Genomic DNA, 22,725 nt, shown 5'->3' on the forward strand with positions numbered 1-22,725 from the left:
ATGCTTTGCACATCTCAGGCCGGCTCTCGAGCGTCGGTCCCTCCACCCCGATCACCCATCCCCCAATTCTATGTATCGCCTCTCAATCAACCTCCTCACCGTGTTCATGCTCTTCGCGGGCGGCCTCCTCCTGAGCGCCTGCAACGCGGAGCCCGAGCAGTCCGAAGCGATGGAGGACGCCATGGAAGACATGGAAGGCCCCATCGAAGAGGAAATGCAGCAGGAGTTCGGCCTTTACGACACGTGGGACGCCGACCGCGACGCCCGCCTCACCTCCACCGAGTTCCGCGACGGCTACGGCACCGGCACCTACTGGAGCGAGTGGGACACCGACGGTGACACCTACCTCTCCGAAGACGAGTACAACGCCGCCTACAGCAACTACAGCTGGTACGACGAGGCGCAGTACGGCGAGTGGGACACCGACGCCGACGGCCTCCTCACCGAGGACGAGTGGAATACCGGCCTCTTCGACACCTGGGACACCGACCGCGACACCTACCTCTCGCGGGACGAGTACGACATGAACGACGGCATCTTCGACACGATGTAAGCCGCCGCGCCTTGCTCTTCGAGCCCCGCTTCCGCACGTCGGAGGCGGGGCTTTTTCGTGTCGCGATGCGACGGGGAACGAACGGCGTGCACGGACGGCGGCGCGCCGCGAATCACATCATCGGGTGATGCGCTCCGGCGGGTTCACCCCCTAGCGTGTCACTACGGGCTCCGAGCCCGACGCCGCCCCGTCCGCTCAGCCCGTGCCGCGATGCGCTCCGCCCGCCCGCTCCTCCTCGTCCTCTTCGCCGCCCTCTTCGCCGCGCAACCGGCCGACGCGCAGATCTTCGACCGACTCAAGGAAGGCGCTAAGCGCGGGGCCGAACGGGCCGCCGAGCGCGAAGCCGCCCGCCGCGCTGACGCCGCCGTGACCGACGTGTTCGAAGCCGCCGACGACGCCGTCCGCTGCGCCGTCGGCGACGATGTGTGCGTCCGACAGGCCGAGTCAGACGGCAAACCCGTCGTCTACGTCGACCGCAACGGCGAGCCGCTCCCCGCCGACCAGCAGCCGGCCGGCAGCGCAGCCGGATCGAACGGCGGCCCGGCTCCCGGCGGTGCCGCGCCGGGCGAAGGCGTGTGGGCGAACTACGACTTCGTCCCCGGCGACCGCGTGCTGTTCTACCACGATTTCGAGGGCACCCGAACCGGCAACTTCCCCTCCCGCCTCGACTACATCGCCGGCAACCTCGACGTGGTTGAACTCGGTGACAACAAGGTGCTCCGCGTCGGCGAGGGCACGAGTGAGGGCGGCCCGGGCGGCAACGGCTGCGTCACGATCCCGCTTCCCGAGACGTTGCCCGAGCGCTACACCATCGAGTTTCGGGTTCGGACGAGTGATCCGCTCACCCGGGCCAACGTCCAACTGTTCTCCGACGGCAGCGACGACACGCCCGACACGCGCTGTACCTACCCGCCCAAACCCCACGTCTTTGTGGGCCGCCACGAGCAGGGCCTCCAGCTTCCCGGCGCGGCGAAATCGACGGGCAACGCCGGGCTCACGGTGAACGAGTGGATGGACGTCGCGATCACCGTTGACGGCGACTACTGGAAGATGTACGTCGACGGCACGCGGATCGCGAACGTGCCGAAGTACGAGTTCCCCCGCGCCCCTGCGCTCCACCTCTTCCTCAACGTCTACCGCTACTCCCTCTTCGTCGACGACCTCCGCATCGCCGAGGGCGGCCCGCGCTCGCTCTACGACGACCTCGACGCCGACGGTTTCGTCGCCACGACCGGCATCCTCTTCGACTTCGGGCAGGCCACGATCAAACCCGAGTCCACCCCCACGCTCAACGAAGTCGTCGGCATGCTCGAGGACCACGGCGACCTCCGCCTCCGCATCGAGGGCCACACCGACAACGTCGGCTCCGACGACGCAAACCGGGCGCTCTCGGAGCGCCGCGCCGACGCCGTCCGGCAGCACCTCGTCGCACGCGGCGTGGACGGCGGACGGCTCACGACGGCCGGGCTCGGCGAGGACCGCCCGCGCTCGTCGAACGATACCGACGAGGGCCGCGCCGAGAACCGCCGCGTCGAGTTCCACCGGCTCTGAGCGACTGTTGAGTAACGATGGAGGATTGCGTCCCTCCCCCTCCGAGGGGGAGGACAGGTGGGGGTCCGCGACGGTCAATCACCCTGTGAGGCGTTACCCGAGCGTCGCAGCCCCCCCGCTCATCCCGCGTGCGGGATTCGCTGCCCCCCTCGGAGGGGGGCGGGCGAGTATTCAGCATTCCCAAAACGGTTTCTTAGTCGCCGCGGGGCGAGCGTATGCCGCGCCGGTCCCTGTGCTTATCACCGCTGCTCACGGTATGTTAGACTAACATCTTGTTCGTCTGACTGTTATCGATGCGCATCGCCTGGCTCCTGATCCTGACCGCGCTGGCCTGTCCGGCCTCCGCAAAGCCCGAGGCTCCGCTGGCGGACGCCCCGCCGCACGAGCCGGACGTCCGCTTCGAGCGCGCCCACGACGTCGAGCCCCACCTCCCGCAGTCGTCCGTCTACGAGATCCTCGAAGACCGGCGCGGCTTCCTCTGGTTCGCCACGCGCGAGGGGCTGGGCCGGTGGGACGGCTACACGATGCGGACGTGGAAGTCCGACCCGTTCAACTCCAACTCGCTCCCCGGCAACCTCGCCCGCCAACTCGTCGAGGACGGGCACGGCGACCTCTGGGTGCGCACCGAGATCAACGACTGGACCCCGTCGGGGGCCGCGCGCCTCGTCGGGCCGGAGCACGAGCGCGTCGTACGCTACGACACCGGCGACGGCGTGCTCTTCGTCGGGCCCGATGCGGAGGTGTGGGTCGCACGGAGTGACAGCCTCTACCGCTACGACCGGCAGCGTGACCGCTTCGTCGGGGCTGAGGCGCGGCTCGGGGACGCGCCTGCGCGGAAGGGCCTCACCCGGCGCGACGGCTCGGTGTGGATCAGCACGACAGCCCCGTCGCTGGAGCAGTACGGCCCCGGATCGCGGCGGCGCGTGCTGGAGCCCGGCTCTGGTTGGCCCGACCCGACGCCGGGAACGGGGACCGTGCTCGGCATCCTCTTCGAAGACGTGGAGGGGACGCTGTGGGTCGGCGGCTCGCAGCTCGGCCGCGTTCGTGGCGGAGAGATCAAGCCCGCCCTCTCGCTCCCCGTGTCGATCGACAGCTACGGCCAGGGGCTCGGCGTCGGCTCCATCTTCGACGGCGACGACGGGCGGCTCTGGCTGGGTACACTCGACGGCGTCTACCGCTTCGACCCCGACGCGCCGGACGCGGCGGAGCGCTTCTCGCTCCAACTCCCCGGCGACATCTCGACGCAGAACTGGGTGACGTCGCTCTACCGCGACCGCGCGGGCACGCTCTGGGCCGGGACCGTGTGGGGGCTCCACCGCTACATGCCCTACGACGAGCCGTTCCGGCTGATGAGCCACAACCCGAGCGACCCGAACAGCCTCGGCAGCGGGCTCATCCTCTCGCTCCACGAGGACGCGCACGGCACGCTCTGGGCCGGCACGCTCGGCGGCGGCCTCAACCGGATCGACCGCGCGACGGGCACCGTCACCCGTTTTCGCCACGACACGCGCGACGAGGCAACGCTCAGCCACGACTGGGTCTGGTCGCTCGCGAGCGACGAGCGCTCGCTCTGGATCGGGACGGGCGATGGGGTGGACCGGATCGACCTCGACGCGCCGGGCACTGTCGAGCGGCTCCGGGATGCAATCCCCACCGAGCTGACCGTCGGGCCGTGGGGGCCGAGTGCGGCGGGGCTCACGGTCGGGCCCGACGGCACGTTCTGGTTCGGCTATGCCGGGGCGCTCTTCCGCCGCACGCCCGACCGACGGTTCACCCATACGCTCCTGCCGGAGAATGTTGGGATCCAGGCAATGCTGCCCGTTCCCGGCGGCGCGTGGATCACCACGTCGCGCGGCCTCTTCCGGTTCGACGACGCGACGAGCACGTTCCGCATCTACCGTCACGACCCCGGCGACCCGACCTCCCTCAGCCACGACGCCACGATCTCGGTTCTGCTTGACCGCGACGGCACCCTCTGGGTCGGGACGAACAGCGGGCTCAACCGCTACGACCCGAACACCGACGGCTTCCACCACTTCACCTCGGCCGACGGCCTCCCGAGCGACGTCGTCTACGCCCTCCTCGAAGACGACGACGGCCTGATCTGGCTCTCCACGAACCGCGGCCTCGCCCGCCTCGACCCCGCGACCGGCACCGTCCGCGCCTTCACCCTCGCCGACGGCGTGGGCAACGTCGAGTTCAACCGCAACGCCGCCACGCGGGGCCGCGACGGCACGATGTACTTCGGCGGCGACCGGGGCATCACGGCGTTCGATCCCGCGCTGATCCGCGACAACCCGTACCGCCCGCCCGTCGTGCTCACCGCGCTCCACCGCGCGACGCGGACCGGGACGCAGACCGTCCGCTACCTCGGCAGCGAGGCCGTGGAGGTGGCGCCGGACGAATACACCCTCACGTTCGAGTTCGCCGCCCTCAGCTTCACGAACCCGCACCACAACGAGTACGCGGCGATGATGGTGGGCTTCGACGCGGACTGGGTGGACCTCGGGACGAGCCGCCGCGCGACGTACACGAACCTCCCGCCGGGCCGCTACACGTTCCGTGTGAAGGCGGCGAACGAGGACGGCGTGTGGAACGAGGAGGGCACTGCGATCCCGCTCGTCGTGCGCCCGCGCTTCTTCCAGACCGCGTGGTTCCGGCTGCTGGCCGTCCTCGGTGCCGTCGCGTTCGTGGGTGCCGTCGGGTGGTCGGCGTCGCGGCGGCAGTACCGACGCGAGCTCGCCCGGCTCCAGGCCCGGCAGGCGCTCGAAGCCGAGCGCACGCGGATCTCGCGCGACATGCACGACGAGGTCGGCGCGAGTCTCACCGAGATCGCGATCCTCTCCGAGCTCGCGCAGCGCGACCTCCTCCGCACCGGCGGCGACGGCGCGCCGAGCACCGAGCGCCTCAGCCGCATCGCCGACACGAGCCGCGCCATGCTCGACGCGATGGGCGAGATCATCTGGGCCATCAACCCACAGCACGACCGGCTCGACCGGCTCGCCGCCTACCTCCGCGAGCACGCCGCACGCACGCTCGAAGGCGTCGCGCCCGGAGGCGTGGGCCTCCACGTCCGCCTCCTCTTCCCCACGGACGTCCCGCCCCACGTCGTCTCCGCCGAGTTCCGGCGCAACGTGTTCCTCGTGCTCAAAGAGGCGCTCCACAACCTCGTCCGCCACGCCGGGGCCCACACGGCCACCGTCCGGCTCGAACTCGACGGCGACGCCCTCGTGCTCACCGTGCAGGACGACGGCTGCGGGATGCCGGAGCACGACGCCCCCCGGCCGAGCGGGCGTGGCGGCAACGGGCTCGGCAACATGGCCCACCGCGCGGGGGAGATCGGCGGCACCCTCACGCTCGACGCGGCGCCGGGGCGCGGCACCCGCCTCACGCTCCGTGCGCCCCTATCTGAGCGGGTAAAGGGAGAAGGGTAAAGTGTAAAAAACGGAAACGATCTATGTTGCACGGCGCTCGGTGGCTGCGGTCTCTTCACCCTTTACCCTTTAAACATCACCCCTCCATGCGATTGACGCGGAGGCCCCGGAGCGGGATGTTGGAGCGTACGTCCGCATGCGCATAACGAAGCCAGCCGAGATGATCCGCGTCGCCATCGTCGAGGACCGCACCGAGGTCCGTCAGGGGTTGGGCTACCTCATCGACGGCTCCGATGGGTTCACGTGCGTGGGCACCTACGGCGACGCCGAGCGCGCGCTCGACATGCTCACTGGCGACAATGTGGACGTCGTGCTGATGGACATCGGGCTGCCGGGGATGCAGGGGACCGAGGCCGTCAAACTGCTCAAAGCGTCCCACCCGCGCGTGCAGGTGATGATGCTCACGGTCTACGAAGACGACGACCACGTCTTCTCCTCGCTCCAGAACGGCGCGACGGGCTACGTCCTCAAGACGACGCCCCCTGCCGAGCTCCTCGAAGCCATCACGCGCCTCGCCGGCGGCGGCTCCCCGATGTCGAGCGGGATCGCCCGCCGCATCGTCGAGACGTTCCACCGCGCCCCCCTCGTGCCTGACGACGAGGCTCCGCTCACGGTGCGGGAAGAGGAGATCCTCGCGCTCCTCGCCCAGGGCTACCGCTACCGCGAGATCGGCGAGGAGCTATTCATCTCGATCGACACGGTACGGACGCACATCCGGCACATCTACGAGAAGATGCACGTCCGCTCCCGTGCCGAGGCCACGCTGAAATACCTCGGCCGGGGCTGAGACGCCTCGCCCGCCCGTGTCCGGCCGCCAGGTTGCACCGGGATAAGCAACTGTAAAATCACATCTACGGGTGAGGAAACCCTGGGCCAACGCGTGTCACTTTGAACACGTCGATTCCGCTCATCAGCCCGCTCCAGCCATGCCTCGTTTCTTCGCTACCCTCCTGCTTTGCTTCGTCCTCCTCCCCTTCGCCGCCTGCGACTCCAACTCCGATGGCGACGGAAACGGTAACGGTAACGGTAACGGTGGAAGCACCATCGGCAGTTCGAATGTGACCGTGTCGGGCGCGTTCTCCGACTCCTTCTCCGGCAATGCCGCCTTCGGCGTCGGCGAGGACGGCAGCAGTTTCTCGCTCGCCCTCTTCGAAGGAAACCTCACGGCCGGCGGGACCACCTCCGGCGGGCTCGTCGGAATCGGACGCAACGAGGGTCGACCCGGCGAGGGCACGTTCCAGATCACGGCGAGCGGCTCCGCGATGGACTTTGCTGCGGCGTACATCAGCGATTTCAGCAATACGACGGGGGGCATGTTCGTCGGATCGGCCACGGGCACGCTCACGATCACCTCGTCGACGAGCGGCCGTGTGGCGGGCTCGTTCACCTTTACGGGGCAGGCGGCCTCCACGTCCGGCCCGTTGGGCGAGGTCACCGTCCAGGGCACCTTCACCGCCGACCTCGCCAGCACGATCCCCTCCACCGGCTTCCCGTAACGCCCGGGGTTTGCCTACACACGGCACGCTACTCCTGCGCGCGCCACGCTGCTTCGGTGGCGTGGCGCGTTCCATTGGGGTGCATCGCGAGCCTGCTCAGTTCGACGCCGCGTCGGAGACCGCGGTGCGTTGAAGCTGGCCGCAGACGAGGAGGCAAAGCCCCGGCACGCTCGGGTCCGTGACGTGGTAGTGGGCGAACGCGCCCTCGCGCCGGCACCCGACGATCTCGCCGGCGGCGAGGGCACGGAGGTGCTTCGACGTGTTCTGGTGGCTCTGCTCCGTCGCCTCGGCCAGTTCCTGCACGGTGGCTTCGCCCCGGCCGAGGAGCATGTTCAGGATGCGGAGGCGGACCGGATCGCCGAGGAGGCGGAAGCGGGCGGCGGCCGTTTCGAGGAGGTCGTCGGGAACGGGAGGATGCATGAGGCTTTGCACAACCGATCGGTTGCCCTTGCTTATAAACAGGGAGCGATGGCCTTTCTACTTTCACAACCCTGCGTTGTTTCTAAGAATATAAACCTATCCCCTTCATCATTCCTTTGTCAAGCAGCGCCGGAACTGCGCAACTGATCGGTTGTACACGACGCCACACCACCTGAACCGACCGTCCTTCCTTTATGAACCTCGTTGAACCCTGGCCGTGGTACATCGCCGGCCCCCTCATCGGCCTCGTCGTGCCGGCCCTCCTGCTCTTCGGCGGGAAGGTCTTCGGCATCTCGGCGAACCTCCGACATGCCTGCGCCGCCCTCCCCGTCCCCGCCTCCCGGAAGCCGGGCTTCCTCCGCTACGACTGGAGGACAGCGGGGACGTGGAATCTCGCGTTCGTCGTCGGCGTCGTCGCCGGCGGGTTCGTCGGTATCCAGCTACTCTCCGACCCTAGCGCCCCGCTGTCGATCTCGCCCGACACCGTTGCCGCCCTCGCCGCGCTCGGCGTGACCGATCTCGCGGGCTTCGTCCCGGCACAGCTCATCTCGTGGAGCGCGCTCGCCACGCCCGCCGGCGCGCTGATGGTGATCGGCGGCGGTTTCCTCGTCGGCTTCGGGGCGCGGTGGGCCGGCGGCTGCACGTCCGGCCACGCCATCAGCGGCCTCGCCGACTTCCAGCTCCCGTCGCTCGTCGCCGTCGTCGGCTTCTTCATCGGCGGCCTCGCCGTGACGCACCTCCTGCTCCCCGCCCTCCTCGGATAATGTCACTGCCTGCCATGCTTCCCTATACGACTCCCCTGCCCGACCTCCACGCCGTCGAGCCCGACGAGTGCTTCGACACGGAGCAGGTCGCGCCCGAACAACGTCGCCGCGCGCTCGCTGAGGGGAACGCGCCCCTCGCCCTCGCCGCCTACGCCCTCTTCGGCGCGTACCTCGGCCTCGTGTTCACCAAGAGCCAGGTGATCTCGTGGTTCCGGATCTACGAGATGTTCCGGTTCGAGAGCTTCCACATGTACGGCATCATCGGGAGCGCCGTCGCGACGGCCGCCCTCTCGATCTGGCTCATCAAGAAGCTGAACCTCACGACGATCCACGGCGAGCCGATCCGGCTGAGCCCGAAGCTCTGGGGCCGCAGCCCTATCCCCGGCGCGCGCTACTGGATGGGCGGGATCACGTTCGGGCTCGGCTGGGCGCTCCTCGGCGCGTGCCCCGGCCCGCTCTTCGCCCTCCTCGGCGGCGGGATCTCGGTGATGGTCGCCGCGCTCGTCGCTGCGCTCGCCGGGACGTGGGCCTACGCCCTCCTCCGCGAACGCCTCCCGCACTAGCCTTACCCCACGTACAGGCGCCGCCCGGCACGCCCGGATCCGCCCGAATCGTACGCTCTCTTACCCAGAACCACCGTCGCTCCGCGACCCCACGCCAACTCCCAACGCCATGCTGTTCCGCCAATATTTCGACCCCAAGCTCGCCCAGTATGCGTACCTCGTCGGCTGCCAGCAGACGGGCGAGGCGCTCCTCATCGACCCGCTCCGCGACATCGACCGCTACGTCGAGGCCGCCGAGGCTGAAGGGCTCACGATCGCGGCCGTCGCCGAGACCCACATCCACGCCGACTTCCTCTCCGGCGCCCGCGAGTTCGCCGACCGCTACGGCGCGAAGCTCTACCTCTCCGACGAAGGCGCCGACGAGGGCTGGGCCTCGAACTGGGCCAAAGACTCCGACTACGACGTGACCTTCCTCCGCGACGGCGACACGTTCTGGATCGGGAAGATCGAGATCACCGCCGTCCACACGCCCGGCCACACGCCCGAGCACGTGAGCTACGTCGTCGTCGACAAGGGCTCCGGCGCGACGACGCCGATCGGGATCGCGACGGGCGACTTCGTGTTCGTCGGCGACCTCGGGCGGCCGGACCTGCTTGAGCAGGCCGCCGGGATGCACGGCGTGCAGGAGGACGCCGCGCGCACGCTCTTCCACTCGCTCCCCGCCTTCCGCGAACTCCAAGACTACCTCCAGGTCTGGCCCGCCCACGGCGCCGGCTCGACGTGCGGCAAGGCGCTCGGCGCCGTCCCGACGACGACGGTCGGCTACGAGAAGCTCTACAACGCCTCGCTCGCCGCGGCCGACGAGGGCGAGGACGCCTTCGTCGACGCGATTCTCGCCGGGCAGCCCGAGCCGCAGATGTACTTCGCCCGGATGAAGCGCGACAACCGCGACGGCGTTCCGCTCCTCGGCGCGCTCCCGCAGCCTCGCAAGCTCACCGCGCGCGAGCTCGGCGAGCGCGCCACCGACGGCGCATCGCTCGTGATCGACACCCGGCTCGACCGTTCCGGCTTCACGGCGAAGCACCTCCCCGGCGCGCTCTACGCCCCGATGAACAAGAGCTTCAATACGGTCGTCGGCTCCCTCGTCGTGGACGAGACGACGCCGCTCGTGCTCGTCATCGAAGAGCAGCACGTCGAGGAGGCCGTGCGCGACCTCGTCCGCATCGGCTACGACACCATCGCTGCCTACGCCACGCCGGACACGCTAGAAGCCTACTTCGAGTCCGGCGGCGAGGCCGCGTCCATCGAAGAGATCACGTTCGACGACGTGGCGCGGCTGAGGGACGACGCGGACACGGCGGTCGTAGACGTGCGCTTCGCGAGCGAGTTCGCCGGGGGTCACGTGCCCGGCGCGGTCAACGCCTCGTACACCCGGCTCCCGGACTATGTCGCGACGCGGATTCCCGAGGGCAAGACGCTCCTCGTCCACTGCGCGTCGGGTGCCCGCAGCGCAGCGGCCAGCGCCTTCCTCGCCCGGCTCGGCTACGACGTGAAGTACGTCAGCGACACGTTCGCGGACTACGCCGAAACGCACGACGTGGAAGCCGGCCGCCCGGCGCTCACCCACGCGTAACGCGTGCTCACTACCTGATCGCGGGCCGGGGAACGTCCTCGGCCCGCGCTCCTCTCGCTACCTCCTCTGATGCTTTACGCTCTCCTCGGCGCCGTCGCGATCGGGCTCGTCCTCGGCCTCCTCGGCTCCGGCGGCTCGATCCTCACCGTCCCCGTCCTCGTCTACCTCGCGGGCCAGCCCGACAAAGTCGCGATTGCCGAGAGCCTCGCGATCGTCGGCGCGATCGCGGCCGTGGGCGCGCTCCCCTACGCCCGCCAGAAGCTCGTCGACTGGCACAGCGTCCTTTACTTCGGCGTGCCCGGCATCATCGGGACGTACGGCGGCGCGGCGCTCGCGAAGTGGGTGCCCGGCCCGGTCCAGCTCGCGCTCTTCGCCGTCGTGATGCTCCTCGCGGCCGGGCTGATGTTTCGCGGCCGGAAGGAGGCCCCGGAGGGCGAGCACAAGCGGCAAGCGCTGTGGAAGATCGCGGGCGAAGGCCTCATCGTCGGCGTGCTGACGGGGCTCGTCGGCGTGGGTGGCGGGTTCCTCATCGTCCCGGCGCTCGTGCTCCTCGGCGGGCTCTCGATGCGGCTCGCCGTGGGGACCAGCCTCCTCATCATCGCGGCGAAGAGCGCGGCCGGGTTCTGGAAATACACCGACGTGCTCGCCGAAGCTGGGCAGCACGTCGATTGGAGCCTCATCGGGATTTTTGCAGCGATCGGCATCGTCGGCTCGTTCGCCGGGAATGCCCTCAGCCAGCGCGTGCCGCAGGCCCAGCTCAAGCGCGGCTTCGCCGTCTTCCTCGTCCTCATGGGCGTGTTCATCCTCGCGAAAGAGGGACCGAAAGCGCTCGGGATGCGGGACGCCCAGGCCGCCGCCGCTCCGGCACCGACCGAGCTAGCCGTCACCGAGATCGTCCGCCTCTCCCCTTCCGAAACGGCTGCCTACCTCGCCGCCACGCCCGACGCGGTCGTCGTCGACGTTCGGACGCCCGGCGAGGTCGCCGCGAGCGGTCGCCTCGCGGGCGCGCTCGTCCTCGACGCGATGGCGCCCGACTTCGAGGCTCGTGCGCTCGACGCCCTCGACCCGGCGCAGCCCGTCGTCCTCTACTGCCGCTCCGGCAACCGCTCGGGACAGGCCGCCGAACGCCTCTCCGCCCTCGGCTTCACCGATCTCGCGAACGCGGGCGGCTTCAACGCCCTCGCCGCCGAAGGCTTACCGACGGAACCCTACGCTCCGTAGCCCGGTTGCGAATATCCCGTTCTGCGCTCTGTTTCCGCACCAAAAATCGAGCGGCCGACTCCGCCGCGCCCAACGCCTGAACGCCATGTCTTCGCCTGATTTCTTCCAGACCGAAGTGCTCGACAAGAGCCGCGAGAAGCCCGTCGTCGTCGATTTCTGGGCGCCGTGGTGCGGGCCGTGCCGCGTGCTCGGGCCAACGATCGAGCGGCTCGCGCGCGAGAGCAAGGGCGCGTGGCGCCTCGTCAAAGTCAACTCCGACTCGCACCCCGACCTCGCGCGGCGCTACGGCGTGCGCGGGATCCCCGCCGTCAAGCTGTTCGTGGACGGCACGGTCGCGGCCGAGTTCACGGGCGCGCTCCCCGAGCCCGCGATCCGGCAGTGGCTCGCCCAACACCTTCCCGCCTCCACCTCCTGACCCCCGCTCCGATGTCGTTCTTCTCCCGCTCCCAGCCCGCCGCCCCCGCCAACACGTTCGACCTCGCCCCGGCCGACTTCCGCGAGCGCCGCTCGGCCGACGACCCCGTGCTCGACGTCCGCACCCCCGCCGAGTTCAGCGACGGCCACGTCGTCGGCGCGCGCAACGTCGACATCATGGCACCGGACTTCCGCCGGCAGATCGAAGCGCTGGATCTGGACCCGGACCAGCCGGTCTACCTCTACTGCCGGAGCGGCAACCGGAGCGGGAAGGCCGCCGCGATGCTGCGCCAGATGGGCTTCGACGACGCCCACAACATCGGCGGGCTGCACGGGCTCGCCGAGGCCGGCGTCGAGACGGAGCGGTAGCCGATGCCGGGGATTCCTCCGATCCTCGCGACGGTGCAGGCGGGCGTCGCCTTCGGCGGGCTCGTCGCGCTGCTGCTCGTCGAGAGCGCGCACCCGTTCTTCGCACTGTTCCGCGATCGGCGCGAGCGGGGCGTCCACCTGCTGCGTAACCTCGCGCTCGGGCTCGTCAACGCGGCCGTCGTCGCGCTCGTCTTCGCCGGGCTGTGGGTGCTCGCCGCCGCGTGGGCCGACGAACGCGGGCTTGGCCTGTTGAACGTGCTCCGCAACACGGTAGGCCTGCCGGGTTGGGCGCACCTCATCGGCGCCGTCCTCCTCTTCGACGTGTGGACGTACACGTGGCACCGGCTGAACCACCGCGTCCCGTTCCTGTGGCGCTTCCACCGGCTCCACCACGCCGACGCCGAGATGGACGTGACGACGGCGAGCCGCTTCCACGTCGGCGAACTCGCGCTGTCGTCGGCGCTGCGGATCCCGCTCATCGTGCTGATCGGCGCGTATGCGTGGGAGCTGCTGGTCTACGAGACGATGATGTTCGCCGTCGTGCAGTTCCACCACGCGAACGTCGGCCTGCCGCCGGCGCTCGACCGCGCGCTGCGGGCCGTGATCGTGACGCCGGCGATGCACAAGGTCCACCACTCGCGGCTCCAGCCCGAGACCGACTCGAACTATAGTTCGCTGTTCTCGTGGTGGGACCGGCTCTTCCAGTCGTTCCGCCTCCGCGAGCGGCCCGAGGAGATCCGCTTCGGCCTCGACGCCTTCGACGGCGCCGAGCACCGGACGCTAGGCGGGCTGCTGCGGATGCCGCTCGCCCCCGTCCGCCCACCCGACCGCAAAGACGACCCCGCCCCGCCCGGCAGCTCGTGATCCTCCGACTTCATCCCCGATACGCCATGCATCCCTTCCCGCATCGCTACACCTGCACTGCCACCTCAGACTCCGACGGGACCATCGGGCTGGAAAGCCCGGGGCTCCCCGTGCTCGCGACGGCCGCCCCCGAGGAGTTCGGCGGGCCCGGCGACGCGTGGTCGCCGGAGACGCTGTTCGTCGCGGCCGTGGTGAGCTGCTTCATCCTGACGTTCCGGGCCGTGGCCCAGGCCTCGAAGCTCGCGTGGCTCGACCTCACCTGCGAGGGCGACGGTGTCCTCGATCGCGTCGACCGCGTCACTCGGTTTACCGAGGTCCGCCTCCGGGCCGAGTTGCGCGTGCCGGAGGACACGGATCCCGAGCGCGCTCACGGCCTCCTCGAGCGGGCCGAGCACATCTGCCTCGTCACGAACTCCCTCACCGCTGCCGTCCACCTCGACGCCCGTGTGGTCGTGGGCGAAGCCGTCGGCGAATGACAGCGCCCGATCCCCCATGATCCGCCGTCTTCTCACGTCCCTCGCCGTGCTCCTCGGCCTCGGCCACACCGGCTGCGCGCAGTCGGGCGACGGCTCGCTGTCGTGGCGGGCGGTCGACGCCCTCATCGAGCGCGAGTTTCCCGCCGTCGCGTCGGTCTCGACCGATTCCCTCGCGGCGTGGCTCGACGACTCGACGCGCGTGCCGCCGCTGCTCCTCGACGCGCGAGAGTCGGAGGAGTACGCCGTGAGCCATCTCCCCGGCGCACTCCGCGTCGACCCCGACGCCTCGGCCGAAGCACTCGCCGCCGCCCTCCCGGGGGACTTCGACCCGGCGCGCCCCGTCGTCGTCTACTGCTCGGTGGGCTACCGATCCGCCCGCATCGCCGACCGGCTCGAAACAGCAGGCGCGCGGGACGTACGCAACCTCGACGGCTCGATCTTCAAATGGGCGAACGAGGGTCGCCCCGTCGTCCGCGACGGCGCGACGGTCCGGGAAGTCCACCCCTACGATGCTACGTGGGGCCGCCTGCTGAACCGCGACCTCCGCGCCGAGTAACCCTCCCTCCACGTCTCTCCTCTCTCTTCCCTATTCCGCCATGGATTTCGCCAGCACGCCCTTCGCCCGCTTCATCGTCAGCCCCGCCGGCCGCGCTACGCGCATCGGGGCCGGCCTCGCGCTCCTCATCGGCGGCCTCGCCCGGCGCGACACGGCCGGCGGCAAGACCGCAGCCGTGCTCAGCCTCGTCCCGCTCGCGGCCGGGGCGCTCGACCTCTGCGTGCTCGCGCCGCTCTTCGGCGCCCCGCTCGACGGCGAGGCCGTCCGCCGCGCCGGAAGCTGATCGCTACGGGACCGCGACGGGTTCGGCCACTTCTTCGATCCCGATCGGTGCGCGCGCCTGTGCCCCCGGCTTCGGCGGAATCCGGCTCATCGCTAGTTCGGCCATCGCCGTGATCGTCAGGCTCGGGTTGACGCCGGGGTTCGCTGGCAGCATCGAGCCGTCGACGGCGTAGAGGCCGGGGTAGCCGTGCACCTGCGCGTCCACGCCGATCACGCCCTCCTCGGCGTCGCGGCCGTAGGGGCAGCCGCCGAGGATGTGCGCCGTCATCGGCATGTCGAGCAGACCCTCGTTGACCGTGCCGTTGGCGATGCCGTTCGTCTTCTCCGCGAAGCGGCGCGTGACCTCGTGCGCGATCGGGAGGTGGACGGGGATCGTCCGCTCGTCGTCGGGCTCCGAGATGAGGTCGCGGCGCCCGCCGGTCCAGCGGCTCCGGCCGAAGCGGAGGCGGATGCGGTTGTCGACGGTCTGCATCACGAGGAGGATCGTCGCGCGGTCGGCCCAGCCGGGGAGGACGTGCGTGCGGAGGAAGTCCTTCGGGCGACGGGCGATGTCCACGATGGACTTGGCGAGCCGCGCGGGGAAGCTATCGGCGATGATCGGCGGCCCCGAGAGGTAGCGCATCAGCCCCGAGCCCGAGGGGTAGCGAACGGGCTCGACCGTCGTCACGTCGTCGGCGTAGAAAATCGACGTGATGGCGACGCCCTTCGAGTAGTCCGGCTCGGGCGTGCGGCTGACCGAGCCCATGAGTGCCTCGCTGTTCGTGCGGACGCGCTCGCCGAGGCGGGGCGACACGTCGGGGAGCGAGCCGGTGACGTCGCGGCAGCGGAAGAGGAGCCGCTGCGTGCCCAGCGCGCCGGCCGAAAGGATCACGTTCCGGGCGCGGACGCGCTGCGTATCGCGGCGGAGCGGGCGCGTCGAGCGGCGGTGGACGACCTCGTAGCGCGCGCCGTCGTCGCCGGTGATCGGGCGGATATCCTGCACGAGCCGTTCGGCCCACACCTCGGCGCCGCCCTGCTCCGCGAGGTAGAGGTAGTTCTTGACGAGCGTGTTCTTCGCGTCGTAGCGGCAGCCGACCATGCAGCCGCCGCAGTGGATGCAGCCCGTCCGCGCCGGCCCCGTGCCGCCGAAGAACGGGTCCGGCACTGTCTCCCCCTCCTCACCGAAGTAGACGCCGACCGGGGTGGGCTCGAACGTGTCGCCTCGGCCGAGTTCGTCGGCGATCTCGCGCATCACGTGGTCGGCGGGCCAGAGGCGGGGGTTGCGGGCGACGCCGAGCATCCGCCGAGCCGTGTCGTAGTGCGGGCGGAGCGCATCGCCCCACGGGATCGGATCGTTCCATGCCGGCGTCTCGAACGTCTCGTCGTAGGGCTGCATCAGCACGCCCGCGTAGCCGAGACTGCCGCCGCCGACGCCCGCGCCGTGGAGGACGAGCACGTCTTTGAACGGGCTGATCTGCAGAATCCCGAAGCACCGGAGCGCGGGGGCCCAGAGGTAGCGCCGCGCGTTCCACGTCGACCGGGCGAAGTCCTCGTCGCGGAACCGCTTGCCGCGCTCCAACACGAGCACGCGGTAGCCCTTCTCCGCGAGGCGGAGCGCCGCCACGCTCCCGCCGAAACCGGAGCCGACGATGACATAGTCGTAGGTCTCGCTGGAGGGAGACGAGCGGTGGCCGGAGCGCGCACGCGGGAGTTCCATCACGCCGGGGGTTTCCCGAGCGGCGGGGATTCGCCACCGGGGGTAGGGCAAGTTCGAGCGCGCCGGGCGACGGGGCGAGAGCCGAGGGCCGCACGCGCCGTAGGCCATCGTCCCGCCGTCGTGTGGGGGCGCGGCTGATATCCCCAGCGCTACGCCGCGGTCTTCCGGTAGCGCGCGAGGGCGAGCGGGAGCGTAACGACGGCGAAGAGCGCCATCGCCCCGATGCCGCCGGCCACCTCGCGGAGCCCGGCCCCCTTCATCAGCACGGCCCGCAGCAGCGCCGCGAAATGCTTGATCGGGTTCAGCTCGGCGAGCGCCTGCGCCCACCCCGGCATCGACTGCACGGGGGTGAAGATGCCGCCGAGGAAGAAGAACGTCACGAGCACGAAGAACGTCACGAACATCGCCTGCTGCTGCGTCGCCGCAACCGTCGAGACGAGGAGGCCGAGGCTGAGCGCGGCGAGGAGGTAGACCGCCGCGCCTGCGTAGACCACGGCGACCGAGCCCACGAACGGAATCCCGAAGACGAACCGGATAAGCGCGAGCCCGAGCGTGAGTTCGAGCAGGCCGAGCGCCCAGAACGGGATCAGCTTGCCGGCGATGAACTGCCCCCGCGTGATCGGCGTGACGTTGAGCTGCTCCAGCGTCCCGATCTCTTTCTCGCGCGCGATGTTCTGCGCCGTCAGCAGAATGCCGACGAGCGTCACCAGCGACGCGAGCAGCCCGATCGCCATGTACGCGAGGTAGCCGCGCTCCGGGTTGTAGAGCGTCCGCGTCTGCACCGCCACGCCCCGCATCGACGAGGCAGAGCGAGCAGGCGCTAGCTCAGCGCGCGAGAACGCAGCGAGGATCTGCGCGGCGTACGACTGCACGACGCCCGCCGCCGCGCCGTCCTCCGCGTTGAGCACGAGTTGGACCGTCGGTGCCGCGCCCCGGCCGAGGTCGCGCGCGAACCCGGCGGGGATGCGGAGCACGGCCCCTGCCTCGCGCTCCAACAGGGCGTCGTCGGCCTGGTCGCCCGACGCCGTGTACAGTGCGACGTCGAACCGGCCGCTCGCCGTGAACCGCTCGACGAGCCGCTCCGACGCCGGGCTTCGGTCGAGATCGACGAGCGCGAGGTCGGTGTGCTTCACCTCGAACGTCATCGCCTGCGAGAGGATGAGGAGTTGGAGGATCGGCGGGACGAAGATCTGCACGAGCATGATCCGGTCGCGGAGGACCTGGAGGATCTCTTTCCGAACAATGGCAAGAATCGTACGCATGGCGGCAGCCTACCCGATCCGGTCGTTGAACGAGCGCGCGCCGGCGGCGAGGAGCACGACGGCGAACACGCAGATCACGAGCACCTCCTTCCACAGCACGGCGAGGCCGACGCCTTTCAGCATCACCCCACGCGCGATGATGATGAACCACGTCGCCGGAACGATGTTGGTCACCGGCTGCAACCACCCCGGCATCGAGGCAATCGGGAAGATGAAGCCGGAGAGGGCGAGCGTCGGGAGCAGCAGGCCGAGGAGCGCGCCCATCATCGCCGTCCGCTGGTCCGGCGTCCGTGACGAGATGACGACGCCGAGCGCGAGCGAGACGAGGACGTAGACGAGCGCGGCGGCGAGGAGCAGTCCGATGCTCCCATGCACCGGCACCCCGAAGACGAGCCACGCCACGCCGAGCGCCGACACCGCGTTGACGAACGCGAGCACGAGGTACGGCACCACCTTCCCGACGACGATCTGGAACGGGCGCAGGGGCGAGACGAGCAGCACTTCGAGCGTCCCCGTCTCTTTCTCTTTGGCGAGCGAGATCGCCGTCATGAGTGCAGAAACGAGCGTGAGCACGAATGCGAGCAGGCCGGGCACGAAGAGGTTTTCGCTCGCGAGCGTCGGGTTGAACCGCATCCGCGTCGCCGTGCGCACGACCGCCGCGCCGCCGCCCCTCTCGCTCGACCACGCCTGCACGACGGTCCGCACGTAGCCCTCGGCCGTCGCGGCGAAGTTCGCATTCGTCCCGTCGCTAACGACGAGCACCTCGGCCGTCCCGCGCCCGACGCCTCGCGCGAAACCGATCGGGAGCACGAGGGCGACGTCGGCCTCGCCTGCCCGGAGCATGGGCTCGACGGAGTCGACGCTCGCGACCACGCCGACGAGCCGGAGCGCCGTCGTCGAGGCCACGGCGCGCGTCAGTTCGAGGCTCCGCGCGTCGCGCGAGGGGTCGACGACGACGACGCGGACGCCTTCGACGTCGGTGCGGATCGCGAAGCCGAAGAGGAGGACCATCGCGACGGGCATCAGCAGGAGCACGGCGAGGGTCTGCCGGTCGCGCAAGATGTGGCGCGTCTCCTTGACGACGAAGCTGCGGAAGGCACTCATGGCGGTGGCGGATTACGAGGGGCGAGCGAGACGGACAAACACGCCTTCGATGGAAGTAGCGCCGAACTGCGCCTTCAGCTCGGCGGGTGTCCCGAGCGCAGCGATCCGGCCGTCGACCATGATCGAGACACGGTCGCAATACTCCGCCTCGTCCATGTAGTGCGTCGTGACGAAGACCGTCGTGCCGCGCGCGGCGGCGGCGTAGATCATCTCCCAGAACTGCCGGCGCGTGACGGGGTCGACGCCGCCCGTGGGCTCGTCGAGGAAGACGACGTCGGGCTCGTGGAGGAGCGCGACGGAGAACGCGAGTTTCTGCTTCCATCCGAGCGGGAGCCGGCCGACGCGCTCGTTCGCGGTATGCTCGAAGCCGAGTTGCTGGAGGAGCGTCGCCATCCGCTCGTCGATCACGCGGTCGACGAGCCCGTAGACCCGACCGTAGAAGCGGACGTTCTCGCGCACGGTGAGGTCGTCGTAGAGCGCGAAGCGCTGGCTCATGTAGCCGATCCGGCGCTTGACCGCCTCGGGCTCCGTCGCCACGTCGAAGCCAGCCGTGTGCGCTTCGCCGCCGGAGGGCGCGAGAAGGCCCGTGAGCATCTTCATCGCCGTCGTCTTCCCCGCGCCGTTCGCGCCGAGGAAGCCGAATACCTCGCCCTTCGCCACGGAAAACGTGATGGCGTCTACGGCCGTGAAGTCGCCGAACGTCCGTGTGAGGTCGCGCGCCCACACGGCCGCGTCGTCCTTTGCAATCATGGGCTCGCGGTCAGACATGACGAACCTCGGCGGCGGCATCGAGATCGTCCATTAGCGCCATGAACACGTCCTCGACTGAGGGCTCGGCGGGCTCGGCGACGACGCCGGTCCACCCTTCGGCGTCGAGCGTGCGGCGGGCGGACGCGGCGAGGGCGGCGGCGTGCTCCCGGCTCGCCGCGCCGGTGCCGGTGATGTGGACCCACTCGCCGAACACGTCGGCGCGAGCGACGCCGTTGGTGGCGCGGAGCGTGCGGAGGAGCGCGGCGCGATCGCCCTCGGCGCGAACGCGAGCGAGGGGCGCGGCGAACGCGCGGGCGACGGCTTCGGGCGTGTCGGGCGCGCGGAGCAGCCGGCCGTTCTGGAGGAGCGCGATCCGGTCGCAGCGCGCGGCCTCGTCCATGTATGGCGTCGAGACGAGCGTCGTGATCCCGCCCGCCCGCAGTTCGGCCAGCATGTCCCAGAACTCAACGCGGCTGACGGCGTCGACGCCCGTCGTCGGCTCGTCGAGGACGAGCACGCGGGGGCGGTGGACGAGCGCGCACGAGAGCGCGAGCTTCTGCTTCATCCCGCCCGAAAGCGCGCCCGCGCGGCGGTCGTCGAAGGGCTCGATCTGTGCATAGATCGGCGCGATGAAGTCGTACTCGGCCTCGACCGTCGTCCCGAAGACGGAGGCGAAAAACTCTAGGTTCTCACGGACGGTGAGGTCGGGGTAGAGCGAGAACCGGCCGGGCATGTAGCCGACGCGGCGGCGAATCTCGCGGTAGTCGCGCACGATGTCGAGCCCGTCGACCGTCGCCGTCCCGTCGTCGGGCAGGAGGACGGTGACGAGGAGGCGGAACAGCGTTGACTTCCCCGCCCCGTCGGGGCCGATCACGCCGAACAGCTCGCCGCCTTCAACGGCGAGCGAGACGCCGTCGAGCGCGGGCGTTCCGTCGAAGCGCTTGACGAGGCCGTCGACGGTGACAGCGGCGGGAGCGTGGGGCATCGTCATTCCTCCGTCGGGCCGGGGGCAAAGCGGACCTCGCCCGGCATCCCGACTTTGAGCAAACCGTCCGGGTTGGGCACGCGGACGTCGAAGGCGTAGACGAGCTCGGCCCGCTCGTCGCGGGTCTGGATCGGCGTCGGGGTGAACTGCGCTTCGGCGGCGATCCACGTCACCATGCCTGCAAGCGAGCGCAGCGCGCCGTCCTCTCCATCGACGAGGATTTCCACCGACGCGCCGAGGCGGAGGCGCGGGAGCTGCGTGCCGCTGGCGTACGCGCGGAGCGTCAGCGTGTCGAGGTCGGCGACGGTGTAGAGCGGCGTGCCGGGCTGGACCGACTCGCCCCGCTCGGCGAGCACGGTGAGGACGGTTCCAGCCGTCGGGTTGACGACGCGCGCGTCACGCATCCGCTCGTCGATTTCGCCGATTTGTGCCTCGATCTGCCCGGCCTGCGCGGCGACGCTCGCGGCCTGCGCGCGGACGGTCCGCGCCCGCGCCGTCGCCTGCTCGATCTGCCGGCGGAGCACGGCGACCTCGCCCTCGCGCTGGTTCAGCTCCCGCGCCGTCGCGGCGGCATCGGCGAAGAGCCGTTGCGCGCGGGCGAGCTCTTTGCTTGCGGTTTCGAGTTGGGCGCGGAGGGCGCCAGCCTGCGCGGCGACCTCCGGCTCCTGCGCGAGCGTGGCCTGCCGCTGCGCCAGCAAGCTCTGCCGCTGCGCGCCGAGCGCCCGCCGCTGGAGCCCGAGTCGCGTCGTGTCGATGAGCCCAACGACGGTGCCTTCCGTGAGCCGGTCGCCCTCGTCCACGTCGAACCGGAGGAGGTGGCCCTGCGCGTCGGCCGAGACGGTGGTTTCGGTCGCTTCGAAATTGCCGTAAGCGTCGGGCTCGTCGCCGTCGCCGCAGCCGCCGAAGAACAGCAGGGCGAGCAGCACGCCGAGGACGAGGGCGCCGAGGTCGATGAGTGCGTGAGCGCGTCGCATGGTCAGTTCCGGTCGAGGGTGGGCGCGGCGGGAGCGGGCGGTTCGGGGAAGCGGCCGAGCGCGGAGAGGAGGCGGGCCTGCGCCTGCGCCCGCTCGATGCGGTGGCGCGCGAGCGTGAGCCGCGCCTCGGCGAGATCGGTGAGGCGGTCGGTGTAGCGGTCGGGCAGGAGCACGCCTTCGTCGAGCTGGCGTCGGGCGGCGCGGAGCACTTCTTCGCGGAGCACGACAATCCGCCGGTCGGCGGCGAGCGCGACGTCGAGCCGAGCGAGGGCGGCCCGCTCGTCGGCGACGTCGCGGAGGATCTGCCGGTCGAAGGCGGCGGCCTCGGTTTCGGCGATCTCGGCCTGCACGCGGAGCGCTTCGGCCGTGCGGCGCGCCCGGCCGCCGTCGAACACCGGCCAGCGCACCCTTGCGCCCACGATCCCGAACTCGGCCACGTCGTCAGCGAAGAGGTCGAACGGGCTCGGACGGCCGACACCGGCCTGCCCGAAGAGGCCGAGCGTGGGGCGCGTCGACGCTTCCATGGCGCGCGCCTCGGCTTCGGCGCGGGCGGCGGCACGATCGAACCGGACGCGCTCGGGCCGACCCGCCGCGACTTCCTCTTCTGCCAGCGCGGCGAGCGCACGGGCCGCCTCGGCGTCGAGGTCGGGCACGGCGAGCGCGGCGACGGCGAGCGGTTGCCCTGTGAGATCGGCGAGCACATCGAGCGCGGCACGCCGTCCCGCCTCGGCTTCAGCGATTGTCAGCCCGATGCGGAGCCGCTCGGCCTCTAAGGCCGCCGCGTCGGCCGCGAGCGCCGCCCCCTCCTCAGCCTGCCGCTGCACGACCCGGAGCCGTACGTCGAGATCTTCCGCCGCGAGCGCGAGCACGCCCGCCTGAGCGTCGAACAGGAGCGCGCCGAAAAATGCCTCCGCCGCGGCCTCGCGGAGCCGGTAGAGCGTGACGGCCACGCCGGCTACGTCTTCGGCGTAGCGGGCTCGCTCGGCAGCGGCCTGCTGCGCGACCCGACCGCCGTCGTAGAGCGTCCAGTCCGCCTCGACCTGGACGCGGGCCTGTTCGCGCGGCGGGCTCGGCACGGCCTGTTCGGGTAGGTCGATCGGGATCTCGGGCACCGCGTTCTGCACCGTCGCCTGTCCGCTGAGGGCTAGTTGTGGGAGACGCTGCGCGCGAAGCGCCGCCAGCCGGAGCTGGGTCGCGCGGGCGAGGAGATCGGGCTGCACGGCGCGGGGGTCCTGCTGTGCAGCCGCGGCACGGAGCGCGCCGAGTTGGAGTGTGTCCGGCGTGCTCGCCGGCTGCGCCATGGCAGCGGCTGACAGCGCGAAAAGGAGCGGGAGAAATAGGCGCATAGCGGTCAGCGAGCTTGCGGGGAAGATGAGTATCCGCGCGGTTTATCTACCTGGTTAACTGTCGTTCAAAAA

At 70.4% G+C, this 22,725-nt stretch carries 23 protein-coding genes; 15 read left to right on the forward strand and 8 right to left on the reverse strand.

The genetic code is table 11. The features are described from left to right. The first annotated feature begins 70 nt into the window (after positions 1-70). From ABJF88_18105 to ABJF88_18125, 5 genes are all read left to right on the forward strand, one after another. Complete coding sequence (locus ABJF88_18105; GenBank protein MEP0548853.1) at positions 71-553, forward strand: hypothetical protein; 483 nt, start codon at positions 71-73, stop codon at positions 551-553. Positions 554-763: 210 nt separating this feature from the next. Next, entirely contained in the window at positions 764-2,104 is a 1,341-nt protein-coding gene (locus tag ABJF88_18110; protein ID MEP0548854.1) for an OmpA family protein, read from the forward strand. A 293-nt stretch (positions 2,105-2,397) separates the two neighbouring features. After that, positions 2,398-5,538, forward strand: coding sequence for a two-component regulator propeller domain-containing protein (locus tag ABJF88_18115; GenBank protein MEP0548855.1), 3,141 nt, complete (start codon positions 2,398-2,400; stop codon positions 5,536-5,538). A 136-nt stretch (positions 5,539-5,674) separates the two neighbouring features. Beyond that, positions 5,675-6,325, forward strand: a complete 651-nt coding sequence (locus tag ABJF88_18120; protein MEP0548856.1) for a response regulator transcription factor — start codon at positions 5,675-5,677, stop codon at positions 6,323-6,325. A gap of 139 nt (positions 6,326-6,464) precedes the next feature. Further along, positions 6,465-7,034 (forward strand): hypothetical protein, encoded by a 570-nt coding sequence (locus tag ABJF88_18125; protein ID MEP0548857.1) that lies wholly within the window; start codon positions 6,465-6,467, stop codon positions 7,032-7,034. A gap of 96 nt (positions 7,035-7,130) precedes the next feature. On the opposite strand, the gene ABJF88_18130 is transcribed toward ABJF88_18125, so the two are convergent. Next, positions 7,131-7,454: a metalloregulator ArsR/SmtB family transcription factor gene (locus ABJF88_18130; GenBank protein ID MEP0548858.1), complete on the reverse strand. Its 324-nt coding sequence runs from the start codon at positions 7,452-7,454 to the stop codon at positions 7,131-7,133. A 194-nt stretch (positions 7,455-7,648) separates the two neighbouring features. Between ABJF88_18130 and ABJF88_18135 the strand changes: the two genes are divergently transcribed. The 10 genes from ABJF88_18135 to ABJF88_18180 all read left to right on the forward strand — a co-directional run bounded on the left by ABJF88_18135 (position 7,649) and on the right by ABJF88_18180 (position 14,537). Further along, positions 7,649-8,218 (forward strand): YeeE/YedE thiosulfate transporter family protein, encoded by a 570-nt coding sequence (locus ABJF88_18135; protein MEP0548859.1) that lies wholly within the window; start codon positions 7,649-7,651, stop codon positions 8,216-8,218. 14 nt (positions 8,219-8,232) lie between these two features. Further along, positions 8,233-8,781, forward strand: coding sequence for a DUF6691 family protein (locus ABJF88_18140; GenBank protein MEP0548860.1), 549 nt, complete (start codon positions 8,233-8,235; stop codon positions 8,779-8,781). Between the two features lie 109 nt (positions 8,782-8,890). Then, complete coding sequence (locus tag ABJF88_18145; protein ID MEP0548861.1) at positions 8,891-10,354, forward strand: rhodanese-like domain-containing protein; 1,464 nt, start codon at positions 8,891-8,893, stop codon at positions 10,352-10,354. Between the two features lie 69 nt (positions 10,355-10,423). After that, complete coding sequence (locus ABJF88_18150) at positions 10,424-11,575, forward strand: TSUP family transporter (protein MEP0548862.1); 1,152 nt, start codon at positions 10,424-10,426, stop codon at positions 11,573-11,575. An 85-nt stretch (positions 11,576-11,660) separates the two neighbouring features. Further along, positions 11,661-11,990 (forward strand): thioredoxin, encoded by a 330-nt coding sequence (gene trxA / locus ABJF88_18155; GenBank protein MEP0548863.1) that lies wholly within the window; start codon positions 11,661-11,663, stop codon positions 11,988-11,990. A gap of 11 nt (positions 11,991-12,001) precedes the next feature. After that, the gene (locus tag ABJF88_18160) at positions 12,002-12,358 is read left to right on the forward strand and encodes a rhodanese-like domain-containing protein (GenBank protein MEP0548864.1); all 357 of its coding nucleotides are present in this window, start codon (positions 12,002-12,004) and stop codon (positions 12,356-12,358) included. Between the two features lie 3 nt (positions 12,359-12,361). Further along, complete coding sequence (locus tag ABJF88_18165; GenBank protein MEP0548865.1) at positions 12,362-13,222, forward strand: sterol desaturase family protein; 861 nt, start codon at positions 12,362-12,364, stop codon at positions 13,220-13,222. A 26-nt stretch (positions 13,223-13,248) separates the two neighbouring features. Further along, the gene (locus ABJF88_18170) at positions 13,249-13,698 is read left to right on the forward strand and encodes an OsmC family protein (protein MEP0548866.1); all 450 of its coding nucleotides are present in this window, start codon (positions 13,249-13,251) and stop codon (positions 13,696-13,698) included. A gap of 16 nt (positions 13,699-13,714) precedes the next feature. Beyond that, positions 13,715-14,254, forward strand: a complete 540-nt coding sequence (locus tag ABJF88_18175) for a rhodanese-like domain-containing protein (GenBank protein MEP0548867.1) — start codon at positions 13,715-13,717, stop codon at positions 14,252-14,254. A 40-nt stretch (positions 14,255-14,294) separates the two neighbouring features. Beyond that, on the forward strand, positions 14,295-14,537 hold the full coding sequence (locus ABJF88_18180; protein ID MEP0548868.1) for a DUF2892 domain-containing protein: 243 nt from the start codon (positions 14,295-14,297) through the stop codon (positions 14,535-14,537). A 3-nt stretch (positions 14,538-14,540) separates the two neighbouring features. On the opposite strand, the gene ABJF88_18185 is transcribed toward ABJF88_18180, so the two are convergent. From ABJF88_18185 to ABJF88_18215, 7 genes are all read right to left on the reverse strand, one after another. Further along, a complete protein-coding gene (locus ABJF88_18185) occupies positions 14,541-16,232 on the reverse strand; it encodes a GMC family oxidoreductase (protein ID MEP0548869.1) in 1,692 nt (563 codons plus the stop codon). A 149-nt stretch (positions 16,233-16,381) separates the two neighbouring features. After that, entirely contained in the window at positions 16,382-17,494 is a 1,113-nt protein-coding gene (locus tag ABJF88_18190) for an ABC transporter permease (GenBank protein MEP0548870.1), read from the reverse strand. Positions 17,495-17,503: 9 nt separating this feature from the next. After that, entirely contained in the window at positions 17,504-18,598 is a 1,095-nt protein-coding gene (locus ABJF88_18195) for an ABC transporter permease (GenBank protein ID MEP0548871.1), read from the reverse strand. Between the two features lie 12 nt (positions 18,599-18,610). After that, entirely contained in the window at positions 18,611-19,366 is a 756-nt protein-coding gene (locus ABJF88_18200; GenBank protein MEP0548872.1) for an ABC transporter ATP-binding protein, read from the reverse strand. After that, positions 19,359-20,333, reverse strand: a complete 975-nt coding sequence (locus ABJF88_18205; GenBank protein ID MEP0548873.1) for an ABC transporter ATP-binding protein — start codon at positions 20,331-20,333, stop codon at positions 19,359-19,361. Before ABJF88_18205 ends, ABJF88_18200 begins: the two co-directional genes overlap by 8 nt. Positions 20,334-20,335: 2 nt before the next feature. Next, on the reverse strand, positions 20,336-21,307 hold the full coding sequence (locus ABJF88_18210) for an HlyD family efflux transporter periplasmic adaptor subunit (GenBank protein ID MEP0548874.1): 972 nt from the start codon (positions 21,305-21,307) through the stop codon (positions 20,336-20,338). A 2-nt stretch (positions 21,308-21,309) separates the two neighbouring features. Continuing rightward, entirely contained in the window at positions 21,310-22,653 is a 1,344-nt protein-coding gene (locus tag ABJF88_18215; GenBank protein ID MEP0548875.1) for a TolC family protein, read from the reverse strand. Positions 22,654-22,725 lie beyond the last annotated feature (72 nt).

The sequence above is a fragment of the Rhodothermales bacterium genome (assembly GCA_039944855.1).
GTDB lineage: Bacteria > Bacteroidota > Rhodothermia > Rhodothermales > JANQRZ01 > JBBSMX01.